The following is a 24,821-nucleotide window of genomic DNA, read 5'->3' on the forward strand; positions in this document are numbered from 1 at the left end:
CGGGTGATTCAAATGAACGGCTACGAAAAAAGAGCCCAGCAAAAAAAAGAAAAAATCATGCACGCGACTTTGAATATGCTGAAAACGTCCGATCCCAGAAAACTGCGGATCGCCGAAATTGCTGAAGCGGCTGGCGTATCACAGGTGACCATCTACAATTATTTCGGCAGCAAGGAAGCATTGGTGCGGGAAGTGTTCAAAGATTATGCACGGACGGCGTTGAAAGAATTTGGGGAGTTTCTTTCCAGCGATCACTCCCTGAAGGAGAAGATCGAGTACATCGTTTTCCAGAAGAAGAAATCATCCAGAACGTTCAGTCTTCAGGTCATGAAGCAGATATGGAACGACGATCCAGAAATGACGCATTTTCTCAAAGAGGAGTATATGGCCAAGGGTGTTCCACTTGTGATCCAGCTCATTGAAGACGGCAAGAAAAATGGGGAAATCACCGGGGCGCTGTCTACATCCACCATCATGATGTATATGCAAATGTTGACGAGCCAGGCGGACACCGTGCTGGAGTATGCCGGAATACATGGGGATATAGACACGTTGATCGAGGAAATGGTGCATTTGTTTTTCTATGGGATCGGGAGCATTCCTCAATCGATCATTCATACATAAGTTTTTGTTTTGTTGCTCCTTAGAAGAGGATTTGAGATAATGCTGATATCGATAACAGAAGAATGGGAGTGGCATTTTTGGAAAAGAAGAAAAAAACGTTAGCTTTTATTGGTTCATATGCGGATTCGAATAATCCTGGGGTATACACCTGCCAATACGATGAAGAGAATGGAAGCTTGGAAGTCACCCATCAAGTAAATGGTTTGCAAAACCCGACGTTCTTGACTGTGGATGCGAAAAATTGGAAACTATATGCCTTATCAGAGGGAATTGACGAGAATCAGCAGCGCTGCGGGGCGGCATCTTCTTATGATATTGATTCAGCTACAGGAGAATTAACGTTTCTGAACAACGAGATCACACTGCCTGCGACGACGTGTCACATTACATTAGACCATACGAACCAAGTGGTGATGGTGTCCAGTTATCACGGGGGTATGGTAGGCTTGTCTCCTGTGTTAGCGGACGGTCGTTTAGGTATAACGGCTGATATCCAGCAGCATCATGGCGCAAGCATACTATCGGTGCAAGATAGACCGCGTGCTCACTCTGTTTTCTTGGATCAAACAAACCGTTATGCGGGAGTCTGTGATCTAGGTTTGGATCGGATTATGATGTACAAGCTCGATATCCCTGCCAAACGCCTTATTCCTCATAATGAAGTGCAAGTAGCACCCGGTTCAGGTCCGCGGCATTTTACTTTCCACCCGTCCTATGCCTTTGGCTATGTTATTAATGAACTTGGTTCCACAGTCACGGCATTCAGCTATGAGGAAGAACGAGGAGAGCTGACCGAAATCCAGACGATTTCCACACTCCCAGAGTCTTATGATGAGGAAAATGCCTGTGCGGACATTCATGTTTCACCAGATGGAAAGTTCCTATATGGATCTAACCGCGGGCACGATAGTATTGTCGTGTATGCCATCGATCCAAGTACTGGTAAGTTAACAGTGGTGGAGTATGCGCCTACGTTAGGGAAGCATCCTCGTAATTTTGCGATATCGCCGGATGGTCAATTTCTGCTGGTAGCTAACAAAGATTCAGATCTTATTGTATCGTTCTCACGTGACTCGCAATCGGGGAAGCTCGTTCCAACCGGAAGTGTGCTAAATGTGTCTAAACCGGTATGCATCAAGTTTGCTAGTGTAGAATGACACCTTTCACGGAGCAAGTTATTCACATCATTCGGAGTATCCCCGAGGGCAAAGTCATGACCTATGGTCAGATCGCCAGGCTCGCTGGAAGCCCAAGGGCGGCACGACAAGTCGTACGAATTTTGCATGCAATGAGCAAGAAGCATCGCCTTCCTTGGCACAGAGTCATTAATGCAAAGGGAGAGATTGCCATCATGGATGATGAAGGATCTCATATGCAAAGTTTTTTGCTGCAAGCTGAAGGTGTCATCATTACGGATCAGCGGTATATTTCCCTTGAGCTTTACCAGTATCAAATGCAAGAAGAAGCATGAGTTTACATAGGCAGCCTCACTTCTTGCAACTGGAAGAAGTGAGGCTTTTTGCAAGAAGGAAGTGAGCCATAGCTTTGTCGAATTTTGAAAAATGAAGATCAATTCGCGGAGGTTGTTATGAATCAGGATCAAGCTTCACCGGCAACGATATATAATTTAATAACGATGAAGTCAAATCCGTCACAGCGGCGGTTTGCTTTTATTATTGGGGCTATAGTGGTTCTGATTTCACTGCTTTCTGTGCCGTTTGTAAGGATACAGTTGGTTGAGCTGCAAGCCTATCAGCCGGCCATTTTTTCCACGGTTATTTGTTTCGAATTCATTACTGCTTACGTGATTTATAGTCAATTCAAAATCAATCGCTCACCGGCTGTGCTGGTCCTGTTTGCCTTGTATCTGTTCTCCGGTGGTATGAGTTTGGTCTATATTCTCACGTTCCCTCGTGTTTTCGTTGAAAATGGCTTGTTCCATGCAGGAACACAAACCTCGGCTTGGCTATACGTGATCTTGCACGCAGGATTTCCTCTAGCGATTACCCTCTATATGATGATTGAATCGAAATTTGCAAATGTTAATTATAGTGCTAGCAAGGCTAAGAGATTAGGTCTGTACACCTTGATAGGTGTCATTTTACTAATTATAGGATTGACTTACATCACGACGCATTTCAAAAATCAACTGCCAATTGTGTTGTCTCAAGGTAAGCTAACGCCTTTGTTTATATATGGTCTTGGGCTGCCTATTGTCCTCATTACTTTGATTACATTAATTGTTTACTATAAAAGAACCAAAGCGAGTACGGTTACTTCGACCTGGCTATGTGTAGCCATACTTGCTTCAATGCTTGATGTGGCGATTATTCTTTGTGGCGGCGGGCGCTTTAGTGTGGGATGGTATGTGGCTAGGTGGAACACTTTTGTATGTGCAAATATTGTGCTTGCGGGAATGATTTATGAGTTTACCAAAATGTATCTGAGAATGACGGAGCTTTTCCAGCAAGTGAAGGACAGTGAATATAATTATAAGGTGCTGCTTGGTGAAAGCCAGCTGGCTGAGAGAAAAATTTCGGAACAGAGCGATATTATTGAGCGAATGCTTGAATCCAGCCATGAGGCCATTATCATGTGTGACATAGAAGGACGGGTTATCTTTGCGAATCGCCGCGTGGAACATTTCTTTGAACGTCCGCTCGAAAGCGGAGAAAGGATGTCTAGCTATTGTCTAGGAATGAAAACCGCAGATGCTGCTTTTGATGAGTTCATCGACGCTTATTTCGAACAATCCATCCCGCCTTTTCGTAAGCGTATATCTAGATTGACGTTGAAAGGCGAAACAAGGCACTATGAATGCTATGTCAATCCTATTTCAGGTGAAATGGAAGGGACGCTCAGAGGACATCTAGTCGGACTCAGAGATCGTACCGAAGAAGAGCGAATTGATGAGTTGAAAAATGAGTTTGTCAGCATTATTTCTCACGAAATTCGGACGCCATTATCCTCGATTGTAGGTTTTATTGAAATCCTGGCAACACGTGCTGTGACAGAAGAGAAGCGTGCTAAATATATTGAGACGATTCATAAGGAATCCTTACGGTTATCTAATTTGATTAACGATTTTCTTGATTTGCAGCGCTTGGATTCGGGCCGGCAAGAATTCCATTTCCAATCTTTGGACGCTGTTCTATTACTCCGCGAAATCGTTGAGCAGTGGCAGGGGAAAGACAATCATGAAGCTGAGCTGCATGCAGCAGCGGAACCCATATTTGTCCAAGGGGATGAAGACCGTTTAAAGCAAGTGTTTCATAATTTGATCTCCAATGCGATTAAGTATTCGCCGGGTGCGACGAAAATTGATATTTATGTTGAAACCGATAACGGTAAAGTGTTAATCAAGATACAAGATTATGGTCTTGGCATTCCAGCCGATGCTTTGGACAAACTGTTTACGAGGTTTTACCGTGTCGATAATTCGGATCGCAGGAAAATCGGAGGAACAGGTCTTGGGTTATCTATTGTCAAGGAAATCATTGAAGCACATCATGGGAAAGTGGTTGTTGATACGGAGCTCGGCAAAGGCTCAATCTTTATTGTGCAGTTAGTTGAAATAGATGCAGAGTAGTCGGGTGAAAAAGAGCATGTTCAAACCGTGAAAACCTCGCGGATTGACATGCTTTTTTTCATTTTGTAGTAATTGAATACTGCTTCTGACATGTGTCGAAATATAGAGGGATTTGTCAAAGTATATCGAATTCACATGAAAGATTAATGATCACATAGAGGAGTAATAAGGAATGAAGCCACAGAAAACTGTAAATGTAAAAGGATGGGTAAGTAAGCTATCATTTAAGTCTTTTAAAGCAAGAATGACAGCCATGTTTCTTTTTATTGCGTTAGTACCGATGCTGTTTAGTATTATTTTTTCTTCGTACTATTTGAAGAGTGTCGTGACAGGCGAAGTTCACTCCAAGGAAGAGAGTGTCGTTAAAGCCAATGTAACAGCAATTGACTATTCCATCCAGCGGCACATAGCGATTTTGAAAGAAATGCAAAAGTTTGACGAGTTCAAGAGTGGCAATGAACAGGAAATTATGAAGACGCTTAAGAAATTTGAACTAGCCAACAAAGAAGTTGAACAGTATGTTTATGCCAATAAAGACGATACTGCGCTTACTTCAGCTGGTCAAAAGATTCCTATTGGTGAACGTGATTACGTTAAGCAAGCCAAGCAGACGAAGCTGCCTGTGAGTAGTGATTTGCTCGTCAGTAAAGCTTCGGGTAAAAATGTCATCATTGTATTTGTCCCGCTGCTGGATGATAAGCAAAACTACATCGGTGGATTATTCTGTCCATTAACAACAGATAATCTTACCGTCTACACCAAGACGATAAAAATAGGGGAGACAGGCTACGGTTACTTAATGTCTCCTTCCGGAATGCTCTTAACCCATCCTGATGCAGCTAAAGTTGGCAAAAAAATGGAGGATGTATTTACGCCTTCGGAAGCAGCTAAGTTTAAAGAAACTGTTTTGAAAGCTGAGAAAGGAACGTTTCAATTTACACGCGAGGATGGGGTCGCATCAGAAATTAGCTTTGATACAATCCCGTCAACTGGCTGGCGCTTGGTTACGAATTTAGTGCATGAGGAAGTATATAGCTCGGTAAAAACAGCAAATCAAGTATCGATATGGCTGACTGTGATTACGACTATCGTAGTAGCAGCTTTCGCACTGATTGTCTCGACGAAAACAACGAAACCAATTATTGCTATTACGGAAGCAGTGAAGAAGATGGCTGAAGGCGATTTAACTCCACGTCTTGCTATGATGCGAAGTGACGAGCTCGGACAGCTTGCCGATAACATGAATCTTATGCTCGATTCTTTCTCAGACATTGTCGGAAAGGCTAGATACACCGCTGAACAGTTAGGCGCTTCGTCGGAGGAGCTTACGGCTTGCGCTGCGGAATCGGTCGACGTTGCCACTACGATCGCCGAATCGATTCAAGAAGTGTTCAATACGAGTAAAGGCCAACTGCAAGGAGCGGAGCAAACATCGACCGCGATGGGGGAAATGGCTATTGGAGTACAACGGATTGCAGAATCTTCGTCGGTCGTGACAGAAGCATCACATGCTTCGCTGCAGGAAGTTCAGCAAGGACGCGTTGCGATCAATCAGGCTGTCGAACAAATGAAGTTCATTAATGAATCCGTTGGGAAATCGGCCGATGATATGAGAGCACTTGAATCGTACTCACAAAAAATCGGTGAAATTGTGTCGGTTATCACTGAAATTACAAGCCAAACCCAACTTCTCTCACTCAATGCTTCTATTGAGGCAGCACGCGCTGGCGAACAAGGACGCGGGTTTGCGGTGGTGGCGAACGAAGTCAAGAAGCTGGCGGAACAGTCGTCATCCTCTGCAGCAGATATTTCGAGTTTGATTCGGGAAGTGCAGTCTTCGACGTCAAGAGCCGTACAAGCAATGAATAAAGGTGTACTAGACGTAGAGAAAGGTTCCGAGCTTATTGATGCAGCAGGGCAGGTCTTTAACCGTGTTACCTCGACGTTCCAAGAAATTTCCGACCAAATCCAGGAAGTATCGGCAGCATCTCAGGAAATGTCGGCTGGAACTCAGGAAGTAACGGCTTCCATGAGCGAAATTGTGCACATGACCAAAGCTTCTTATGACCACGGACAAGGCATTTCTGAAGGGTCGAAGAAGCAGCACGCGACCATGGAGGAAATATCTGCCTCAGCAGAAGATTTAAGCAATTTGGCGCAAGAGCTGCAAGAATCGCTTGCTAGATTCAAAACTCGTTAATATTTCAAACATGTATACAAGCTTGGCATAGGGTATTGAGAGGTCAACCAACGGGTTGGCCTTTTTTGTTTTTGCCCAAAAATCCAGAAAAGAAAGGAAAAAGAGTTACAAAGTCTATAAAACGAGAATAGACTAACGTATCAGTAGGCCATGCGGACAGGAGGCATGCTATGAATGACAGGACCTTATATCTATTCGATGGCATTAATAAAAGCTCTGTGAAAACCATAATCGAGCAAATCATGAGAATTAATCAATATGATGATGACAAAGATAAGAAAGAAAAAGACTTCAAGCGTCTGCCCATCGACTTAATTATTAATAGTAATGGGGGCAGTGTCTATGATGGTCTAGGATTGATCAATGTGATTGATAACAGTAAGACGCCGGTGCATACATACGTGTATGGACTTGCTGCTAGCATGAGTTTACTAATCGCTGTTAGTGGTCATAAGAGGTACGCTGGCCGACTTAGTACATTCATGTATCATTCTGTATCTACACATATCGACGGTCATTTGGAACACTTGAAGAATCGTGTGGATGAAACGCAAAGGTTGCAAAACATTTATGATGACTACATCTTATCCAAAACGAAGCTGCATACAGACGAGCTGCATCGTGTTCAGGAGCATCAACGTAATTGGTATCTAAGTCCAGATGAGGCCTTATCATTCGGGATTATTGATGAAATTGTTTAGACATGGCGGAGAGAAGCCTGCGGGATTCTCTTTTTCTTTGTTTTTTCTTTGCTTTTGGTGTTTAATTGAGAGATAGAGAGAAGAGGAGCAGCCGTGCTGCCGCCTAATGAAAAGGAGATCCATACCGTGTATAAAATTGTATTTTTTGATATTGATGGCACATTAGTTAACGAAGAAAAACATGTTCCTGCCAGTACGATCATTGCTATTCAACAATTAAAGCAGCAGGGGATCGAACCGGTTATTGCAACAGGACGAGCTCCCTACTTCATCAAGCCCTTGGCTGAGCAGCTTGGGATCGATTCCTATGTATGCTTGAACGGCGGCTATGCCGTTTATCGTGGTGAACCGCTCTACAGACGGATTATCGCCAAGAGCAGTATAGAGGCGCTGGTGAAATTGGCGACTAAGCATAAACATTCCCTCGTATTTGAAGGAGAGCATAACTTCTTCACGGATACAGAGGACCATCCTTTTGTTGTTGGATCGGTTTCCTCATTGAAGGTTGATTTGCCGGCATATGACCCGGATTTCTGGAAAACCAACGATATTTATCAAATCTTCTTGCATATTGAAGACACGGATGAGCATTTGTACGAGGAACTGCAATCGGAATTTAAGCTGATTCGCTGGCACCAGCATGCGATAGACGTATTACCAGCAGGTGGTTCGAAAGCCCAAGGGATTGCCGCGCTTTTGGAGCTTGTTGGATTGAAACCGGAAGATGCTGTAGCTTTCGGTGATGGGTTAAATGATATGGAGATGCTTTCGTATGTCGGATTCGGTATCGCGATGGGGAACTCCCACAAAGACTTACTACCTTATGCTGATCATGTAACGACACATGTGGATGAAGATGGCATTCGAAACGGACTTATTACAGCTGGATTGCTATAGAAAAGAAACAATACATACAGGGTGAAGATAATGAGAATAGCTTTTTTTGATTCAGGGATAGGCGGTATTACGGTCTTACACGAAGCCATGAAGCAACTGCCTCATGAAGATTTTCTATATTTTGCGGATACCCTTCATGTTCCATACGGGACGAAATCGAAGGACGAGGTTCTTGCTTTTGTCAAAAAATCCGTAGACATGATTATCAAAGAAGAGGTCAAAGCCCTCGTCATTGCTTGCAACACAGCAACTAGTATAGCCATTGCAGAATTACGGAAAACCTACGAGATGCCGATTATCGGCATGGAACCCGCGGTAAAGCCAGCACTTGAAATGAATCGTTCATCTGGTAAAAGAGTGCTCGTTTTCGCTACGCCTTTAACACTCAAGCAATCGAAATATAGAGAGCTAGTTTCTCGTATGGATGATATGGGTATGGTGGATTCAGTACCGCTGCCGGAATTGGTTGAATTCTGTGAACAATTAAATGTGGAGAGTCAACAAATCACTGATTATTTTCATGCTAAGCTTGAGCCGTTCGACCTGAGGATGTATGGGACCGTTGTTCTAGGATGCACACATTATCCCTTTTATAGGGGAGTTCTAAGAAAGATCCTGCCAAATCACATCCAAATTGTTGATGGAAGCTCGGGTACTGTGAATCGGTTGATACAACTGCTTAGCGACCGAAACCAATTACTTGGCGAGGGACAGTCGAACATCAAATTCATGTGTTCCAGCAATGAGACAGCTTATATTCAGAAAATGGAAAAAGCCTTGGAAATCATTCAAGCAATTGGTGAGTAAGGCTTGAGAACAAGTCAAAAAGGCATTGCCGTGCAGCCGCCGCTGCATGACAATGCCTTTTATTAAGTTTAGTAGAAGGATTGCGTTAGGTTACGCTCTGATTTCAAGCAGCTCATAGCTAATGACACCCATTGGTGCATTCACACTAATCACATCACCGACTGATTTGCCCATGAGGGAAACGCCAAGAGGACTTTCGTAAGAAATTTTATTTTCATTCACATCGGCTTCCTGCGTACCGACGATTTTATACTCAATTTTCTCTGCAAATTCCACATCATTGAGAATAACGGTAGAGCCAACTTGAACTTTGGAAGTTCCGATATTTTTAACAACTTTAGCCTTCTTCAGCATTCTTTCAATCGTCAATATTCTGGTTTCCATAAAAGATTGGTCGTTTTTAGCGGAATGGTACTCACTGTTTTCCTTGAGATCACCATAGCTAATCGCTGTTTTAATACGGCTGGCTAGTTCTTTGCGTTTGACGGTTTTGAGATCTTCAAGCTCTAATTCTAAACTACGTAATCCTTCTGGAGTTAGAATAATTTCATCATTGGACATATTTTTTGCAGCTCCTCATTCATTCGATACTAGATATACTACTAAAGTAACTGAGGCAAGTAAAGTAAGTAAGACAAGGAGAACTGTCTAACTTGATCATTTTTTCATAAGCTGGGCAGGATGTAAGCAACTTTATGGTTATAACTGGCGTCAAATAGATGGTAAGTTTTCCCTAATTTATTCAAGTCAGGATGTGATTGTTCCAGATGAGTAAAATGAAGATCCTCACTATCGCGATCCTAGCCGCTGGATTAGGATTAGGCAGTTTGCCGCATCAGACGAAAGCTGAACCCATTTATGGAGGATCCTACGCGCCTGAAGGAATTAGATTCCCTGCCACGATTGAGCTTTTGGCGGAGACGCCCTATTATGCAGATCCTAATCAGCCAGATGATGCGCCGGAAGGTACTTTTGCCCCTCAGGAGGTAAATGTCCTCACTGTAGAAAGCTCGTGGTCGACTGGTTTATCCACCTGGAAGATTGAAACAATGTTCGGGCCGCGGTGGATCAGGCCAAATCCATGGGAAATCGACATGGAGCCGCCTAAACGAATTACACTTTTAGAAGAAACTCCGCTATATCGCAGTCAAAGCACCAAAGGTGGACCAGCAACCTCCTTATCCGCACAAGAGGTTGAGGTAGTTGCGGCTGAAAAACAATGGTTCTATACGAACGATCCCACCAGTAAAGCATGGATTAAGGTGCACACCACCTGGTTAGGTGATCTCTGGGCGCATATACCCGTCAATCAAATAGGTACTGTACATAAGGTGCAGCGAAAAGCGCATTATTATGGGCTACCGTCCAATAGTGATCTTGGAACGGCTATGGGGATTGGCGAGCAGAAGCAAGATTGGTCAAACTCCAAGGCAGGCGATTACACGATCGCAAGGGAGTTCACAACCATCTATGATCGAGCATTCGAAGTTCAAACGGATCAAGGGACCACATGGACGGGTGATAAGGGAGTTCCGATCCTGAGTACGAATGAAACCATAGCGATTGTGCGTGAAACCCCGCTTATTCATGATGTTTGGGATGGATACAAGAAGGAAGATGCCGTGATTAATGGTGAAACGGTAATCGCTTTTGAGAAGATCGAAGAGCGATTGGAGAACGGGAGAGGTCCTTATTCGATTTGGAATAATAGCACTTGGTATCATGTACGTTCATCGAAAGGTACTGGATGGATAAACAAACTGTTTGGAGAGCCCGAATCAGCGACACCAGTTCATTGGAAGGTAAAGGTTAATGATCAAAAGGAGCTGTTCCGTTACCCGGAAATACCGTTCAGCTCTTCGACATTACTGCTGCGTGATCAGACCGTGGAGGCTACAGAGGCATGGAATGGACCAAACGGTGGGTTGTGGTTGAAAGTTCAAGTCGATGGGCGATCAGGATGGATACCCTTCTGGAATTATAGTCAGGACAAAATATGGGATGAAGATACGAATACGATATTTCATATTTCAAAAACGAACACGAATAGTTTAGGAATTGCACCTGCCGCGAATGGTGGATTACAGCTTAACAATGGCGGGCGAATTGGGTACACGGAAAAGGAGCAATCTTACTTGGATGCAATCCTGCTTGCTGAACAGCTTCAATACAAAGTAGAAATGGTGAAGGGCAGGGACGCCGTCACATTCAGTAAGGCTGATTATTCCTTTGAGCTTAAAGCTGGAGATAGGAATGCGTTGATTTCTTGGCACGGTACTAAGGATAAAAGTGTTCAATTAGCAGAGATGCCGCGTCATAGCCGCGATAGCTGGTATCTTAATTTGAAAGACGTTCAGACCCTTTTTGGATTAACGCAGGTATTTGCTGGGAACGAGTATAGCCTGTTCGAGAAAGTTTATCAGGTAAGGTTAGGGGAGCTCCCAACCAGTGCGGCAAAGGGCAGGCTGGAGTTACAAGCTTTTGTTGATGATTGGACCAGTCGAGAAGATTATAAGTCTGATCAGATGCCGCTTCAGATGTTCATTGAGGAGAACGGAGACCATGGCGGAGAAGGACATCTTTCCCAAATCAATGGGATCGTTAACAATCCTGATGCTAGTGTTGCGCCAGTCACGTTGTTTAGTTTAAAGGCTTCCCGACCGCTTACGAACGGTACCCACCAAGTGAGTGTCGTCATTCGTATCGGCGAAAGAATCATTTGGAAGCAGGACGTTAAAATTGTAGCTAATTAAACTTATCACATTAATAATTGACAAAAAGAAGGGCTTCCTCAATCATCTTACAATGGCCTTGGGGAAGCCCTTCTATTTGCTATGTAATCATCCTATCATCAAAATCTCCCGAATCTCTTGCTCCGTCAAGGCGGACAAGGCCTCATGGCCCGGTTGGATCACTTCATCAATCAGATTCTTCTTTTTCTGTTGGAGCTCGTACATTTTATCTTCTACGGTGCCTTGCGCAACAAGACGGATCACCTGTACGACCTTCTTCTGCCCGATTCGATGAGCACGGTCGGCTGCTTGCTGCTCCACAGCAGGATTCCACCATAGGTCGTAAAGGATAACGGTGTCGGCACCGGTAAGGTTTAGTCCAGTACCGCCAGCTTTTAATGAGATGAGAAACAGGTCTCGCTCGCCTTCATTAAATTTGTTGCACAGCTCTACACGTTCGGCAGATGGGGTTTTACCGTCTAAGTAGAAATACGGCACCCCTTGATAGCCTAAGTCTCGCCCAATCATGCCCAGCATCGCTGTAAATTGCGAGAATATCAGCACCCGCTTGCCGGCGCTTCTGCATTCTTCGATAATCTGCATGAGCTGCTCAAATTTGGCCGAGCTTCCGGCATAATCTTCGACGAACAGAGAAGGGTGGCAGCACAGCTGGCGAAGTCGGGTCAAGCCGGCCAGAATTTTGATCCGATGTTTATTAAAGCTGTCTTTGTTCAGATGCTTCAGTGTTTCCTGTTGTAGTTCGGCCAAATAGGCAACATACAGCTTCTTCTGCTCTGGCAGCAGCTCGGAAGCTTGCAGCGACTCGATCTTCTCCGGCAGTTCCTTCAGAACGTCGGTCTTCAACCTGCGCAGCAGAAACGGCCGTACCCGCTTGGCTACACTTTCACGGGATAAGTCATTGAATGCCCTTCTCCCGGAGAACAATTGAGGGAACACCGCGTCAAAGATGGACCATAGTTCCTCAAGCCTGTTCTCTACAGGAGTTCCAGTAAGGGCAAAACGGTATTGGGCCTGAATCGCCTTCACCGCCTGGGCCGTCTGCGTAGTGTGGTTCTTAAACACCTGCGCCTCATCCAAAATAAGCGTATGGAACAATTGTTCTATATACAGGTCGATATCCCTACGCAAAAGCGGGTAAGAGGTTATGAGGACATCCACTTGGGACGCATGTTTCAGAATCTTGCTGCGCTCTTCTCTGCTCCCATCGGCAATGGAGACCCGAATCTCTGGCGCGAATTTCTTCAGCTCATTGAGCCAATTGTAGACGAGAGAAGCGGGAGCAACAATGATTGCCGGCAGCGCCTGTTTTCTGATCTCGGGCAGCACAGAGACAATAAAAGCGATACTTTGTATGGTTTTACCTAGACCCATATCATCTGCCAAGATGCCGCCGAAATTGTACTGGGCCAGCGTCTTCAGCCATTGGAATCCATACTTCTGGTAATCCCGAAGTACACGCTCCAGACTAGCCGGCACCGTGAAATCCAGATTATCCGGATTCCGCATGTTTTCTAGTAACTGGCGGAATGTTCTGCCCAGCTTAACGGTATTTCCTTGCTTCTCAGAGTCCATCAAGATGAGCCCGCGGACCAAAGGGAGGCGGATTTCTGCTGCTTTCACGTCCTCCTTGGTAATACCCATTTCGTTCATGACGCGGACAATTTCCTGAAACTCTACGCTTTCGAGCGGCAATAACGCTCCATCCGGCAGCCGGTGGTACTTGCGTTTCTCCCCAAGGGATTTCAACAGCTTGCGGATTTCCGATTCAGGAATACCTTCTATATCGAACTTGAATTCCAGCCAATCTGTACGTTCATCCACATCAACCTTGACCTTCGGGGCATGTCCGGTTAGAAGTCTTGTTTTCACGGCAGACGTGGCATAAACAGTCACCAGCTTCTCCAATTGCGGAACGACGTGGTACAGAAATTCGTATTCCTCGTCTTCGCTATCCATGAAATATCCCCCCTCCGTCTTAGCAAAGGGACTTTGCTCCATAAGCTCCAGAATTCGTCGCTCCTGATCTCCGTCTCGCATTAGAATGCGGTCGGTTCCGCGCCTTTGTTCATTGCCTTCTAGCGGGTTAATGACAATATCGCCGTATTGAAACTCCAGACCGGCAAGCAGTCGATCTTTCACTCGGTCCAAATACAACTTAGCTTTTAACGGCGTTCGCATAATGCGGTCGGAAATGGCACCAGCGATATGGACACTGCCTAGCTTCATCAGGCCAGGAATTACTTTTTCCATAAAAGGTTCCATTTGTGCGGGCGGAATCTGAAATTGGTGCTTGCTGGAGTTTTCGAGCATTTGCTTTAGCTCCGAAAGGCGCTTGCACGGTTCAGCCTGGATGTGCAGCAGCTTTCCTTCAGAAAGGACAACCCCATACGATTCCATAACCGTAATCTTGTCCAGACCTTGGACATCCAATTGGAAGTCTTCGGCCTCTGTTTGGTCGAACTCAAAGTGGAGCGGGATGGGTTCATCGGATACACGGATTCCATCGAATGTGCGGTTATCCTGCTCAAGTTTTACAGACGAAGCCTCGGTAAGCGCGGGAAGAAAGGTTGTCCATGAGAAAGGAGGGACCAGAAGCATCCGATCGCCACTCAAATGATTCGCACGAACGGAGTACGTAGTTGAAGTCTCAAGGTACATCTGCTCATTGCGATAAATTTCGATGAGCTGCCGAATGACCGCATCATCTTCTTTTTGAAAACTATGGAGCTTAGGGTCGTAGGTAAAATGCTTTGAAAATTCATAGGCTTCTCTCCGGTCAATATGATCAAGAAATTCTCTTAATCTTTGGACGATATACAGTCGTTTAGGACCGACCTTCATCTCAATCCCGAACATGAACTTCCGATAGCCGTATTGGAATGGTTTGCAAGTAAACTCCAGTTCCAGTTCATCTCTTGTATCGAAAAGAGGTTGTGAACGGCTTGGACGCTGCGGTTTGTTCCCGAACAAATCCAGTATATGGCTCGTCAACTTACTATTTCCCTCTGAATGTCCAATAGGCCAGGTTATTGGACCGACGACTCGAGATACTTGCTGAATAGCATGAATATTCAGCAGTACGGCAGCGATATGTTCGCAGTATTTATCGTCTGGATCATACGCAGGACAGGTGCAATGGGCAGTAACATCCCCGTTTGTATCATCTTCAACGGTTACTAGGTAGGTTCCGTTATATCCTTCGACCGTGGCTTCATAGAGTGGTGTTTCAGGATCTTCATTTAGGAAAGTCACTTGTCTTTCATGGTAGTAGGCTTCTCCTTTTTCATAAGAAAACCGGCCGCACAACAATCTAATGATCCCATCTGTCAGCTGAAAGCTCATTACCTTGATCCTTCCTTTTGAAAATATATATGTTCCAGAATTGTTATTGGTTGAATTCATTATAGCAAACATTCGTTCTCGTGAAAAACAAGCTCAGATCAAAAAAATGCAGCCCAATTCCAAATGGAGAATGGACTGCATGTATTACTTGGCTGTCATTGATTTCCGGATGGCAGATCCGAACAATTTGACAATGGTCTTCCTAGGGAGGACACGTCCCAGAAAAGCATTGAACTTATTTACGCCGCCGTCGATGACGTAGGTTTTATTGCGTCCCAATGCCTTTATAGCCGTAGCTACGACCTGTTCCGGTGTCCGTTTATTGTTGGTTTCAACATCTTTGGCTGTATCAAAAAATTTGGTATCCGTCGGGCCAGGGCACAGAGCCAACAATTTAATTCCTTTATGGCGATATTCTTCCCATAGAGACTCAGTGAAAGAAAGAACGAAAGCTTTCGTCGCACTATAAACAGAACAATAAGGAAAAGGGAAGAAGGATAACAAGGATGCCAGATTAATGATGGTCCCATCGCCTTTTGCAACCATTTTCGGTAAATAATAATGAGTCATTTCCACGACTGAAGTTATATTCAGCATCATCTGCTGCCGATAGATGTCGGGGGAGTGATTTAAAAACTCGCCACTCAAGCCAAATCCGGCATTGTTGACCAAAATGTCGACGTGCGTTCCTAGCTGCTCAGTTTGCTTAAAGACCTCGGATGCTGCTTTCTCTACGCTCAAATCGATCGCAATAACATGAACTTTAACAGCATACTTAGTGGAAAGCTCTGTAGCTAGTTGATCCAATTTATTTTTGGACCGTGCGACTAGAATGAGATGGTTTCCTTTCTCGGCAAATCGTCTCGCGAAAACTTCGCCTATTCCGGAAGAGGCACCGGTAATTAATGCTGTTTTTGTCATTTATTGCGTCCCCCATGATCCTAATTCTATTGATTTCTTCCCTATATTACCAAACGTTTTGATGCGTGTATATTAATAGATAGACAAGGCTTTCGTATCCAACTATACTACTGAAAGAGGGATATTTCCTCGGTTTGTGTCGAAAATTATTTCACGTCTACATTGTAATATTGAGTTTACATCAAAAAGAAAGTGTGAAACTTCATGAGAATCAACACCAAAGTCATTTATGTCACCTTTGCTATTGTTATTTTATTGCTTGTATTCAATAACACCTCTTATTATTGGTTCACGAAATCACTCTTAACGCAAGCGTTATCTGAACGCATGGAATCGACTGCGAGTCAAATTCGCACATCCATTGAGCAATCAGAGGAAGGTTCATTTTTTGTAGAAGATTTGATTGGTGAGAATCTTCGTTCAGTCGCGCTTTTCGCCAAGAGTCAGCTAGATCCGGATATTGAAAAAGTTTCGAATGAACAATTAATTGAACTTGCCAGGCAAGCGGGTGTTGATGGCTTCTCGCTGATGAAGCGAAATGGTGATGATATTATGGTAGGTAAATCATCCGAGCCCAAGGAGCTTCAGATTACAAGTACAAAAACATTCGGGTATTGGTTTACGGCTTTTAGCCAGCTTCTGGATAACCATCAAGTTACGATTGCTGAGGGGCAAAAGCTGCCTAATTTCTGGTCGGGTATTTATGAAGTTCCGGCTTCAGGTTCGAGCAATGTTAGTAAGTTTGGGTACTTTTATGATGGAAGCACGAATTATTTAATCTGTGTGTTTGTCAATGCGGATAAAATTCAGAAATTCAAGCAAATTGTAGGCGCGGATACGATTGTGAAGAAAACGCTCGCTTCGAATCCAGATATTATGGAAATATCGGGACTGAACGGGACTACTTTTGGTACAAAGCCGATTGAGTATAAAGACAGTAATGGAGTTCCATTCATATCGGTCTATGACCGCCCGGTTTTATTTGGTACATATAACATAATGAGTCCGAAGGATTTGGATAATTACAAGGAGTCCATACAGAAAAATAAACCAGTTAGCGTTGTGGAGAGATGGAATGGGAAGCCCATTCTGAAAACGTTCATGTATGTTCCTGTTAAGGAGAAATTGACCGAAGTTCAAAGGGAAGTTCCTTATGTGATTACCATCGTCTCGGATTATCAAACGATTCAACGTACTTTAAACAAGCAGCTCGTTCAGCTTACAGTTCTCATTGTTTTATTTACGATTTTTAGCTGTGTGCTTATCTATTTGGTATTCCGATTTATTACGAAAAGCCGAGAAACAGCTGTCCAGTCCACACAAGAAATGTACATTCAAAACGTGGATCTGATGTTCGCTACGATACGTAGTCAACGGCATGACTTTCTAAACCATGTTCAAACCATGTATGCTCTGCTATCTAAAGGGAAAAAAGAAGACCAAATGAAATACATGAAGGAATTAATTGAAGAAATCAACGAAGTGAACGATATCATTCGAATCGGGCATCCGGCTATTGCAGCTCTTATCCAAGCAAAGATTGCGCTTGCCATGAGAACCAAAATCGATTTCAATTACCATTTTACCGGCCTAGAAGGCTTGTCGTTAGGTGTGAAATCCGTTGATATCGTGAAAATTATTGGGAACTTGATTGATAATGCGTTTGATGAGGTCAATAAATTCCCACCAGACGAACGTGAGGTCATGGTTAACGGATGGTCGGAGTCGAACCATTTAACCATATCTGTAACCAACCCGGTGGATCCCGAATTCCAACTTGATGATTATAACAAAATGTTCACGATCGGCTACAGCACCAAAGGTGGAGGTGAGCACCAGGGGCTTGGTCTATCAGTTGTGAAGGAACGAATCGAGTATTACAAGGGAACTATCGAAGTGTCTGTGGCAGACGGCTGCATCTGTTTCAAAATATCGGTTCCGATGCAATAATCATCGTATCCAAGCTTCTTTTAATAATTGAATCCCGCGCTCCATATTCTTCAAGGTTATTCCACCAAAGCCCATGTAAATCTTGGGCTTTTTGTTATTGGCTATTAGCTCTGTCTGTTGAGTAGTGTATACACGAACCCCTTTTGAAAGAGCTAGCTCCTTTAACATTTCTGCTGAACATGCAATATGGACCGTCAATTCAATGTGCAGTCCTGCTCCCCCGCCTTCTATTTGAACAAGAGAGCCTAAATGAGTGTGTATGAGCTGGAGCATTTTCTCATGCTTTTTCCGATACGTGTTACGCATACGCCTGATATGACGATACCAATGTCCACGTTCCATGAACAGAGCCATGGCGAGCTGATCCATACGTGAGGGGCTAGAGAGCGTGCGTTCCATAGTTTGAAGTTTAGGCAAAAGTTGATGAGGCAGCACCATATAATTCATACGTAATGCAGGCGTGAAAGCTTTGGAAAATGTTCCGATATAAATGACCACACCATGCTGATCAAGGCCTTGAAGCGAAGGAATGGTTTTGCCAGCATGACGAAATTCCCCATCATAATCATCTTCAATAATATGGCTTTGATTGTGATATGCCCAGTGAATCAGCTCCTGCCTAATCGCATAGGATAAAGGGTTTCCTGAAGGACGGTGGGAAGGAGTAACGTATACCGCGTCTATATTTGTGGGCCGCTGTTGTAGGAAAAGGATTCGTTTAAGCAAGCCTTCCACGCTTGAAGCGGGAAAGACTCGCTGTCGATTTCTAAAAGACTAAAATCAATAGGAGCTTCGTGTGAAGATTGCAGAGCTTTCATGTTGGAAATTTGTGTGTCTTTCGGTAGATTGAACGGATGTTGGTTTGGGATCGGTGGATGCAAGAAGGGAGCGACCACATAAAGACCTGAACGAGGCTTACTTATCACATATCCTTCTTCAATAAGCATTTGATAAGCCGTTTCAATTGTATTTTTACTAAAATGTATCTGTTGGCTGAGGGTGCGAATGGATGGTAATTTCGTTCTGTCTTGGATGTCACCGCGCTGGATAAGACCTCGGATATGACGATATAACTGTATATAAAGTGGACCTTGTTCATCACTTGTAAGCAAGATATCGAACATGAGAAACCTCAAATCTGACCCCTAAATTTTATGAGAAACTGAGCCTAATATCAGGGTCAATAATAGTATAGACTTTAGGATAAGCAATTATCAATATCGTCAGAGGTGAAGCATAGTGACAGAATCGATTGAGACGAAGTTAAACCAATTAGGTATTGTGCTACCTGAGAGCAGCAGCCCTGCTGCAAACTATGTTAATTATGTTGTAACTGGTCAATTGTTGTTTATCTCTGGAAAAGGTCCATCTGGGAAGCCAAAAGGGAAGCTTGGGTTGGATTACAGAACAGAAGAAGGCTACCAACTGGCACGCTTGGCAGGCCTTGAAGTACTTTCTGCAGCCAAGCATGCACTTGGCAGCTTGGATAGGATTACACAAGTCGTTAAGGTTCAAGGTTTCGTCAATGCAGATCCTAATTACGTCGAACATCATTTGGTTTTAAATGGGGTCTCTGACCTTATGCAGGAGGTATTCGGTGAGAAGGGGGCTCATGCTCGATCGGTTCTGGGAGCTAATTCTTTACGAGATCATCTTCCTCTTGTCGTTGATACTATATTTGAGATTACCAAATAAATACATTTAGAGGCAGAGAAAAAATGAGGTGGCAAGGTTACTTGCCTTCTCATTTTTTTGTTTTTCAACCGATGAAAGCCACCCGGCACTAGTTAGCGGAACGCAAATGCTGGTTACCGATTTTTGGGACAGTTTATTTTCTTTTTCAATAAAATTGTTACATGTTGTTTTCAAATACTTATGAATGGGGTAAGGATAACTAACGAATGAATTGAAGCGTGATATGTAGATTAATCGCAAAGGGGGAGCATTGATGAAGATGTCAAAGTGCCGCTACAAGGAAGAGTTCAAGAAAAGTTTCATTCATTTATTTCCTCTGTTTTTACTGTTTGCATTCATTTCTCCTGAGAAAAGTATGATGTCGATGGAAGAAATCCAACCGGGTCCAGCATATGTAGCAGGAATGGTCATGCAAGTAAAAAACAATGATACGGAAACGGTTTTATTGGTCTCCGTTCCTGACAATTTGGAAGTTCCGAGTCAGCTGCAGTATCACTCTGAATTATGGGATGAGAATAATCCGATTCATTTGAGCCATCCTGTTATTTCTCCGAGAACGCAGGGGAAAGAAGTCGAGATCCTTTTCCAATCCACGATGAAAAAGGAATTGAACGACTTCTTAGGTGTTCCTGCTGTTGGCGAGATCGTGCAGAGCTTAGCTGAGCCCGACGCTCAAGGAGCATATCATGCGCAATTTCTACTCAATGCCAATGGGGATTACATTGTTGCAACGCATTAAAACAAAGCGCTATGACTTAAAATTTGAGGAAGTATATAAGTCCAAAAAGGGATGAATAGACTCAAAACCAGAAGTAACCATCGAAAAACGGTCTCGCTCACTGAACCCGTGTCAATAGCTATCCATTTAGGGAGTAGACGAATCTTGAAGGGAATAGGCCAGAACAGCTGAACCCCTCTATCATTGAATAAATCAATAAACGAGTGTGACGCGTAAGAGAGGATGAATACCCAGAAATATAAAGGTGATAAGGGCATCGCAATTACGACTAAGAGAAGTAGAAAAAGCAGGGAATGGGTGACGGTTCTATGCTTTACCTTCAGCAGCCGCAGCAGAGCAGATAAAGGAAAAAGAACCTTCGCCATTGTAGAACCTGGCTTATCGACATCCGCTAGCGTACCTGCCAAACATCCAAGTAGGAGAGCCCCAACGGCATCCCATGAGAAGAAACTAATATCTTGATACGTGAGAACAATTTCCGCGGAAATGAATCCGGCAATACTGTGTGTTTTTTGTAACATCTTAAGCTCCTACTCATTCGTGATTTACGATAACTGTATATTATTCGCATGCGATTCCTAAATTGAGGGGAAGCCGAAAAAAAATAAATATTCCATGTCGTATTCTACCTATAAGATTGTCTGAATCCACCTTCATATTGTGTCAAAAGATGCTCTACAATAGGACATATTGATGCTTACTTTATGAATAGGGTATACGACATTTTTGATAAAAGTAGGAGGATTTTGAATGACGACACTCAATATTTCTAACTTAACATGCGAATACCGCGTCAACCCGATTGGATTGGATACGACCCAGCCTCGCTTTACTTGGCAATTAGATTCGGACATCAAACATACCATCCAATCAGCTTATCACATCCAGGTTAGTATGGTTGAAAATTCTTTCGAACCGAGTCATTTGGTTTGGGATTCCGGTCACATACAATCGGAACAATCTGTGCTTGTTGTTTATGAGGGTCAAGAGTTGCAGCCCCGAAATCGTTACTTTTATCGTGTCCAAGTAAGGGATCAGTCTGGTTTGCAATCGCCTTGGAGCGAAATCGCTTTCTGGGAAATGGGGCAGCTAAGCTCAGCTGATTGGACAGCAAAGTGGATTACACCTGATGCAGCTTCCATTGATTCTGACGCAGAAGAAGCTTTTTATTTGAGGAAGACATTCACAGTACGTAGGGGAATTCGTAAAGCGACTATTTATGCAACGAGTCTAGGCATTTATGAGCTAGAGCTCAACGGATCTCGTGTAGGGGATTGGGAGTTCACACCCGGCTGGACCAGCTACCGACACCGACTTCAGGTTCAGACGTATGAGGTAACGAGCCAACTGCAGCAAGGTGAAAACCATACCATTGGCGCCGTGCTGGCAAACGGTTGGTATAAAGGTAATTTGGCTTGGAAGAATCAACGAAATATTTTTGGGGATGTTAGAGCCCTTTTCCTCCAATTACATATCGAATACATAGACGGAACTTCGGAAATAACCGTTAGTGATGATTCTTGGCGTGCTTCATTGGGAGCAGTTCGGATGTCTGAGCTATACCATGGAGAAACCTACGATGCTAACTTGGAGCTTAGCGGGTGGAGCATGTCGACGTATCAGGATGATAATTGGTCCCAGGTAACGGTTCTTGATCATTCCAAAGACATCCTAATCATGCAAGAGAATGAGCCATCACGCATTACACAGCGTTTGAAGCCGATAACCGTTATTGAAACACCTTCTGGAGAAACCGTTCTTGATTTTGGGCAAAATATGGTCGGAAAAGTGCACATGCGATTGGAGCTGCCGGTTGGAACTCGTCTTCAGCTCCTGCACGCAGAGGTGCTGGATCAAGAAGGGAACTTCTATATTGGGAACTTGCGTAATGCGAAGCAGACGGTTACTTATGTATGCAAAGGTGGCGTAGAAGAACAGTATGAACCCCATTTCTCGTTCCAAGGCTTTCGATATGTCAAAGTGGTTGGCTGGCCCAAGGATGTAGCATTCGATGCAGAGTGCTTCACGGGACATGTCATTCATACGGACATGGCAGCTAGCGGCACTTTTGAATGTTCCCATCCCTTGCTGAATAAACTTCAGCAAAATATTGTATGGGGACAAAGGGGGAACTTCCTGGATGTTCCGACCGATTGCCCGCAACGAGATGAGCGACTGGGTTGGACAGGAGATGCGCAAGTATTTATTCGCACGGCAGCATTTAATTATGATGTGGCTTTGTTTTTCACCAAATGGCTGCGCGACTTAAAAGCAGATCAACATGAAAATGGCGGAGTTCCATTCGTCATTCCGGACGTACTTGGGCCGAATGACCACTCTTCCTCTGCATGGGGGGATGCAGTAGTCATATGCCCGTGGGCATTATATCAGGTATATAGCGATAAACGCATTCTGGAGCAGCAGTATGACAGCATGAAAGCGTGGATTACTTACATGCGAAGCCAAGGAGAGAATGAGTATCTGTGGAATACTGGCTTTCATTTTGGGGATTGGCTTGGGCTTGATGCCAAAGAAGGCAGCTATGTAGGAGCGACCCCTAGAGACTTAATCGCGACATGCTTCTATGCTTATTCGACTTCACTTTTCGTTAAAGCTGCGGAAGTATTGGAACGCAGCGAGGATGTGGCTAAGTATAGTGAGCTCTATGAGCGCATTGTTGAAGCTTTTACACAAGAATTCCTTACACCAAGCGGGCGTCTTGCCGCGCATACACAGACAGCACACGTTCTCCCGCTAATGTTTGGGCTCGTGAAAGGGAGTACGCGTGATCGATTAGCAAAGACGTTAGCCGAATATGTAGCGGAGCAGAAGAATCACCTGACGACTGGTTTCGTAGGGACGCCATATTTGTGCCATGTTCTTTCCGAGAATGGCTACCATGATCTGGCTGTTAAGTTAGTTCAACAAGAAGATTATCCATCATGGCTGTACTCCATTCACAAGGGAGCAACTACGATCTGGGAGCACTGGGATGGCATCAAGCCAGATGGGTCGTTCTGGAGTGATAATATGAACTCCTATAACCATTATGCATATGGGTCCATTGGGGATTGGCTGTACCGCGTAGTGGCGGGTCTCGATTCCGATGGTCAGCAGCCTGGATACAAACGGATTCATTTCCGTCCGCGACCAGATTCCGGCCTTGAATACGCGAAAGCATCGCTCCATTCTAGTTATGGTAAGATACGCAGTGAATGGAAGAAAGAGGCCGATGGCAGGGTCATTTATGAGTTCCAACTACCTCCGAATACTACAGGACTAGCAACCTTGCGAGGGGTGACATTAGCTATGGCTACAGTTAATGGTCAAGCAGCTCACACAGCTTCAGGAGTCCTATCAGCAGCGGAAAATGATGGAGAGCTTCGGTTAGAACTTGGATCGGGGACTTACTTCATTATGTGTTGAGAAATGAGGATATATGAGGGCTGCACGAATCCGTGCGGCCTCTTTATTTTGATAACTTTTTGATTAGGAGGATATGAGTTATAATAGAGATATAGTTGAATAAAGAAGGGGTACCCACAATGGCAGTCTTCAATGCAATGGAAACGATAGTGATGAATTTGTTTGATGAGTTTCAAAAAAACTATGAAATGAAATGCGATTGCACTACATGCAAAGAAGACGTGCTTGCTTTGGTTTTAAATAAAATCCCTCCGCGATATACCTCTAGTGAAAAGGGACAGTTATTTGTAAAAGGCTTATATATCAATCCACAGCTGCAGTCCGATGTCATGCGAGAATTAATGGAAGCGGCGAGTATTGTGGAACATCATCAACATCACCGAGATGAATTCCAATCATAAGAGAACTTAAAAAGACTGGTCTCTTCACTACGAAGAGGCCAGTCTTTTTTCATCATTATCTATGGACGCCGGTTAACTTCATAAATATGCTTGAATTGATTAAATTTATCTACTGCTTGCGCTCTTGATTTGACGCCTAATTTGTCATAAATTTTGCGTATATAATTATCTACAGTGCGCTTACTCATATGCACTTCCTCGGCCATTTGCTCATTGGTTAGGCCTTGGACAATCATTGTCATCATATGTACTTCATCGTCGTCCAATGAATCAGTCTGATGCAAATTACCGCTGTCCACTCTCATTTTATGGAAAACAGGAACGGGTATTACCGTGAAATTCTCTAACAAAAGGGTAACTAAGCTTTTAATAAGCGTACCGCTAGATTCCTTAGATATAACAGCACTAACCTCAAGTCCGATCAAATAATTGTAAAGATGGGATAATTCTATGCCCGAAAAAATCACAAGGTGGATGGAGGGATATTTTGCTTTAATGATTTTGGCAATCTCATCGCCGTATTGATCCGGAAGATTATAATCCAAAAAAACAATATTCGGTACATGCAAATCCACGAGTTCCAAGCATCGTTTGCCAGTACCAGCTATCCCTATAATCTGTATGCCCTCGATTTGCTGTAGTGTATTCGATGTCGCTTCCGCCATTAAGGGATGATCATCTACGATCAGAATCTTCGATTTCTTAATCATATGATACTTCCTTCCTGATTTGGTAAGGGGATCCGAATGGTGAATTCAACGTCGCTGCTCATGTCT

21 protein-coding genes are annotated in these 24,821 nt (G+C 43.8%); 14 read left to right on the plus strand and 7 right to left on the minus strand.

Annotated elements, in window-relative coordinates:
- Positions 1 to 12 precede the first annotated feature (12 nt).
- The 8 genes from GC102_RS26245 (at position 13) to murI (ending at position 8,818) form a co-directional block, all read left to right on the plus strand.
- Complete coding sequence (locus GC102_RS26245; protein ID WP_171692144.1) at positions 13 to 624, plus strand: TetR/AcrR family transcriptional regulator; 612 nt, start codon at positions 13 to 15, stop codon at positions 622 to 624.
- A 77-nt stretch (positions 625 to 701) separates the two neighbouring features.
- Positions 702 to 1,781: a lactonase family protein gene (locus GC102_RS26250; protein ID WP_246321130.1), complete on the plus strand. Its 1,080-nt coding sequence runs from the start codon at positions 702 to 704 to the stop codon at positions 1,779 to 1,781.
- Positions 1,778 to 2,095 carry an MGMT family protein gene (locus GC102_RS26255; protein ID WP_171692146.1) on the plus strand — a complete coding sequence of 106 codons (318 nt, stop codon included), beginning with the start codon at positions 1,778 to 1,780 and terminating at the stop codon, positions 2,093 to 2,095. Before GC102_RS26250 ends, GC102_RS26255 begins: the two co-directional genes overlap by 4 nt.
- Positions 2,096 to 2,212: 117 nt before the next feature.
- Complete coding sequence (locus GC102_RS26260) at positions 2,213 to 4,213, plus strand: ATP-binding protein (protein WP_171692147.1); 2,001 nt, start codon at positions 2,213 to 2,215, stop codon at positions 4,211 to 4,213.
- Positions 4,214 to 4,385: 172 nt separating this feature from the next.
- Positions 4,386 to 6,413, plus strand: a complete 2,028-nt coding sequence (locus GC102_RS26265) for a methyl-accepting chemotaxis protein (protein WP_171692148.1) — start codon at positions 4,386 to 4,388, stop codon at positions 6,411 to 6,413.
- Positions 6,414 to 6,583: 170 nt separating this feature from the next.
- Positions 6,584 to 7,114, plus strand: coding sequence for an ATP-dependent Clp protease proteolytic subunit (locus GC102_RS26270; RefSeq protein WP_171692149.1), 531 nt, complete (start codon positions 6,584 to 6,586; stop codon positions 7,112 to 7,114).
- Positions 7,115 to 7,240: 126 nt separating this feature from the next.
- Entirely contained in the window at positions 7,241 to 8,011 is a 771-nt protein-coding gene (locus GC102_RS26275) for a Cof-type HAD-IIB family hydrolase (protein ID WP_312883381.1), read from the plus strand.
- Positions 8,012 to 8,041: 30 nt separating this feature from the next.
- Positions 8,042 to 8,818: a glutamate racemase gene (murI, locus tag GC102_RS26280; protein ID WP_171692150.1), complete on the plus strand. Its 777-nt coding sequence runs from the start codon at positions 8,042 to 8,044 to the stop codon at positions 8,816 to 8,818.
- A 90-nt stretch (positions 8,819 to 8,908) separates the two neighbouring features.
- Here the strand turns inward: murI and greA are convergent, their stop codons facing one another.
- The gene (greA, locus tag GC102_RS26285) at positions 8,909 to 9,379 is read right to left on the minus strand and encodes a transcription elongation factor GreA (protein WP_171647486.1); all 471 of its coding nucleotides are present in this window, start codon (positions 9,377 to 9,379) and stop codon (positions 8,909 to 8,911) included.
- Between the two features lie 206 nt (positions 9,380 to 9,585).
- Here greA and GC102_RS26290 point away from each other — a divergent pair, with 206 nt between their 5' ends.
- The gene (locus GC102_RS26290; protein ID WP_171692151.1) at positions 9,586 to 11,571 is read left to right on the plus strand and encodes a hypothetical protein; all 1,986 of its coding nucleotides are present in this window, start codon (positions 9,586 to 9,588) and stop codon (positions 11,569 to 11,571) included.
- Positions 11,572 to 11,658: 87 nt separating this feature from the next.
- On the opposite strand, the gene GC102_RS26295 is transcribed toward GC102_RS26290, so the two are convergent.
- Entirely contained in the window at positions 11,659 to 14,913 is a 3,255-nt protein-coding gene (locus GC102_RS26295; protein ID WP_171692152.1) for a DEAD/DEAH box helicase, read from the minus strand.
- A 144-nt stretch (positions 14,914 to 15,057) separates the two neighbouring features.
- Positions 15,058 to 15,834, minus strand: a complete 777-nt coding sequence (locus GC102_RS26300) for an SDR family NAD(P)-dependent oxidoreductase (protein WP_171692153.1) — start codon at positions 15,832 to 15,834, stop codon at positions 15,058 to 15,060.
- A 204-nt stretch (positions 15,835 to 16,038) separates the two neighbouring features.
- Between GC102_RS26300 and GC102_RS26305 the strand changes: the two genes are divergently transcribed.
- Positions 16,039 to 17,784, plus strand: a complete 1,746-nt coding sequence (locus tag GC102_RS26305) for a sensor histidine kinase (RefSeq protein WP_171692154.1) — start codon at positions 16,039 to 16,041, stop codon at positions 17,782 to 17,784.
- Here the strand turns inward: GC102_RS26305 and GC102_RS26310 are convergent, their stop codons facing one another.
- Both GC102_RS26310 and GC102_RS26315 read right to left on the minus strand, forming a co-directional pair.
- Entirely contained in the window at positions 17,785 to 18,510 is a 726-nt protein-coding gene (locus GC102_RS26310; protein ID WP_171692155.1) for an aminotransferase-like domain-containing protein, read from the minus strand.
- Positions 18,465 to 18,908 (minus strand): GntR family transcriptional regulator, encoded by a 444-nt coding sequence (locus GC102_RS26315; protein WP_171692156.1) that lies wholly within the window; start codon positions 18,906 to 18,908, stop codon positions 18,465 to 18,467. Before GC102_RS26315 ends, GC102_RS26310 begins: the two co-directional genes overlap by 46 nt.
- A 115-nt stretch (positions 18,909 to 19,023) precedes the next feature.
- On the opposite strand from GC102_RS26315, the gene GC102_RS26320 reads away from it, so the two are divergent.
- Together GC102_RS26320 and GC102_RS26325 are read left to right on the plus strand one after the other, a co-directional pair.
- Entirely contained in the window at positions 19,024 to 19,479 is a 456-nt protein-coding gene (locus GC102_RS26320; RefSeq protein WP_171692157.1) for a RidA family protein, read from the plus strand.
- A 253-nt stretch (positions 19,480 to 19,732) separates the two neighbouring features.
- Positions 19,733 to 20,218, plus strand: coding sequence for a hypothetical protein (locus GC102_RS26325; RefSeq protein ID WP_171692158.1), 486 nt, complete (start codon positions 19,733 to 19,735; stop codon positions 20,216 to 20,218).
- Here the strand turns inward: GC102_RS26325 and GC102_RS26330 are convergent.
- Entirely contained in the window at positions 20,215 to 20,739 is a 525-nt protein-coding gene (locus tag GC102_RS26330; RefSeq protein WP_171692159.1) for a metal-dependent hydrolase, read from the minus strand. The genes GC102_RS26325 and GC102_RS26330 overlap by 4 nt on opposite strands.
- A gap of 229 nt (positions 20,740 to 20,968) precedes the next feature.
- Here GC102_RS26330 and GC102_RS26335 point away from each other — a divergent pair, with 229 nt between their 5' ends.
- Complete coding sequence (locus GC102_RS26335; protein WP_171692160.1) at positions 20,969 to 23,644, plus strand: family 78 glycoside hydrolase catalytic domain; 2,676 nt, start codon at positions 20,969 to 20,971, stop codon at positions 23,642 to 23,644.
- 119 nt (positions 23,645 to 23,763) lie between these two features.
- On the plus strand, positions 23,764 to 24,045 hold the full coding sequence (locus GC102_RS26340; RefSeq protein WP_171692161.1) for a late competence development ComFB family protein: 282 nt from the start codon (positions 23,764 to 23,766) through the stop codon (positions 24,043 to 24,045).
- Between the two features lie 59 nt (positions 24,046 to 24,104).
- Here GC102_RS26340 and GC102_RS26345 read toward each other — a convergent pair whose 3' ends face one another.
- Positions 24,105 to 24,755 carry a response regulator transcription factor gene (locus GC102_RS26345; protein ID WP_171647504.1) on the minus strand — a complete coding sequence of 217 codons (651 nt, stop codon included), beginning with the start codon at positions 24,753 to 24,755 and terminating at the stop codon, positions 24,105 to 24,107.
- Positions 24,756 to 24,821: the final 66 nt, after the last annotated feature.

The organism is Paenibacillus germinis, from assembly GCF_013141785.1.
In the GTDB taxonomy this organism is placed as follows: Bacteria; Bacillota; Bacilli; order Paenibacillales; family NBRC-103111; genus Paenibacillus_E; species Paenibacillus_E phytorum.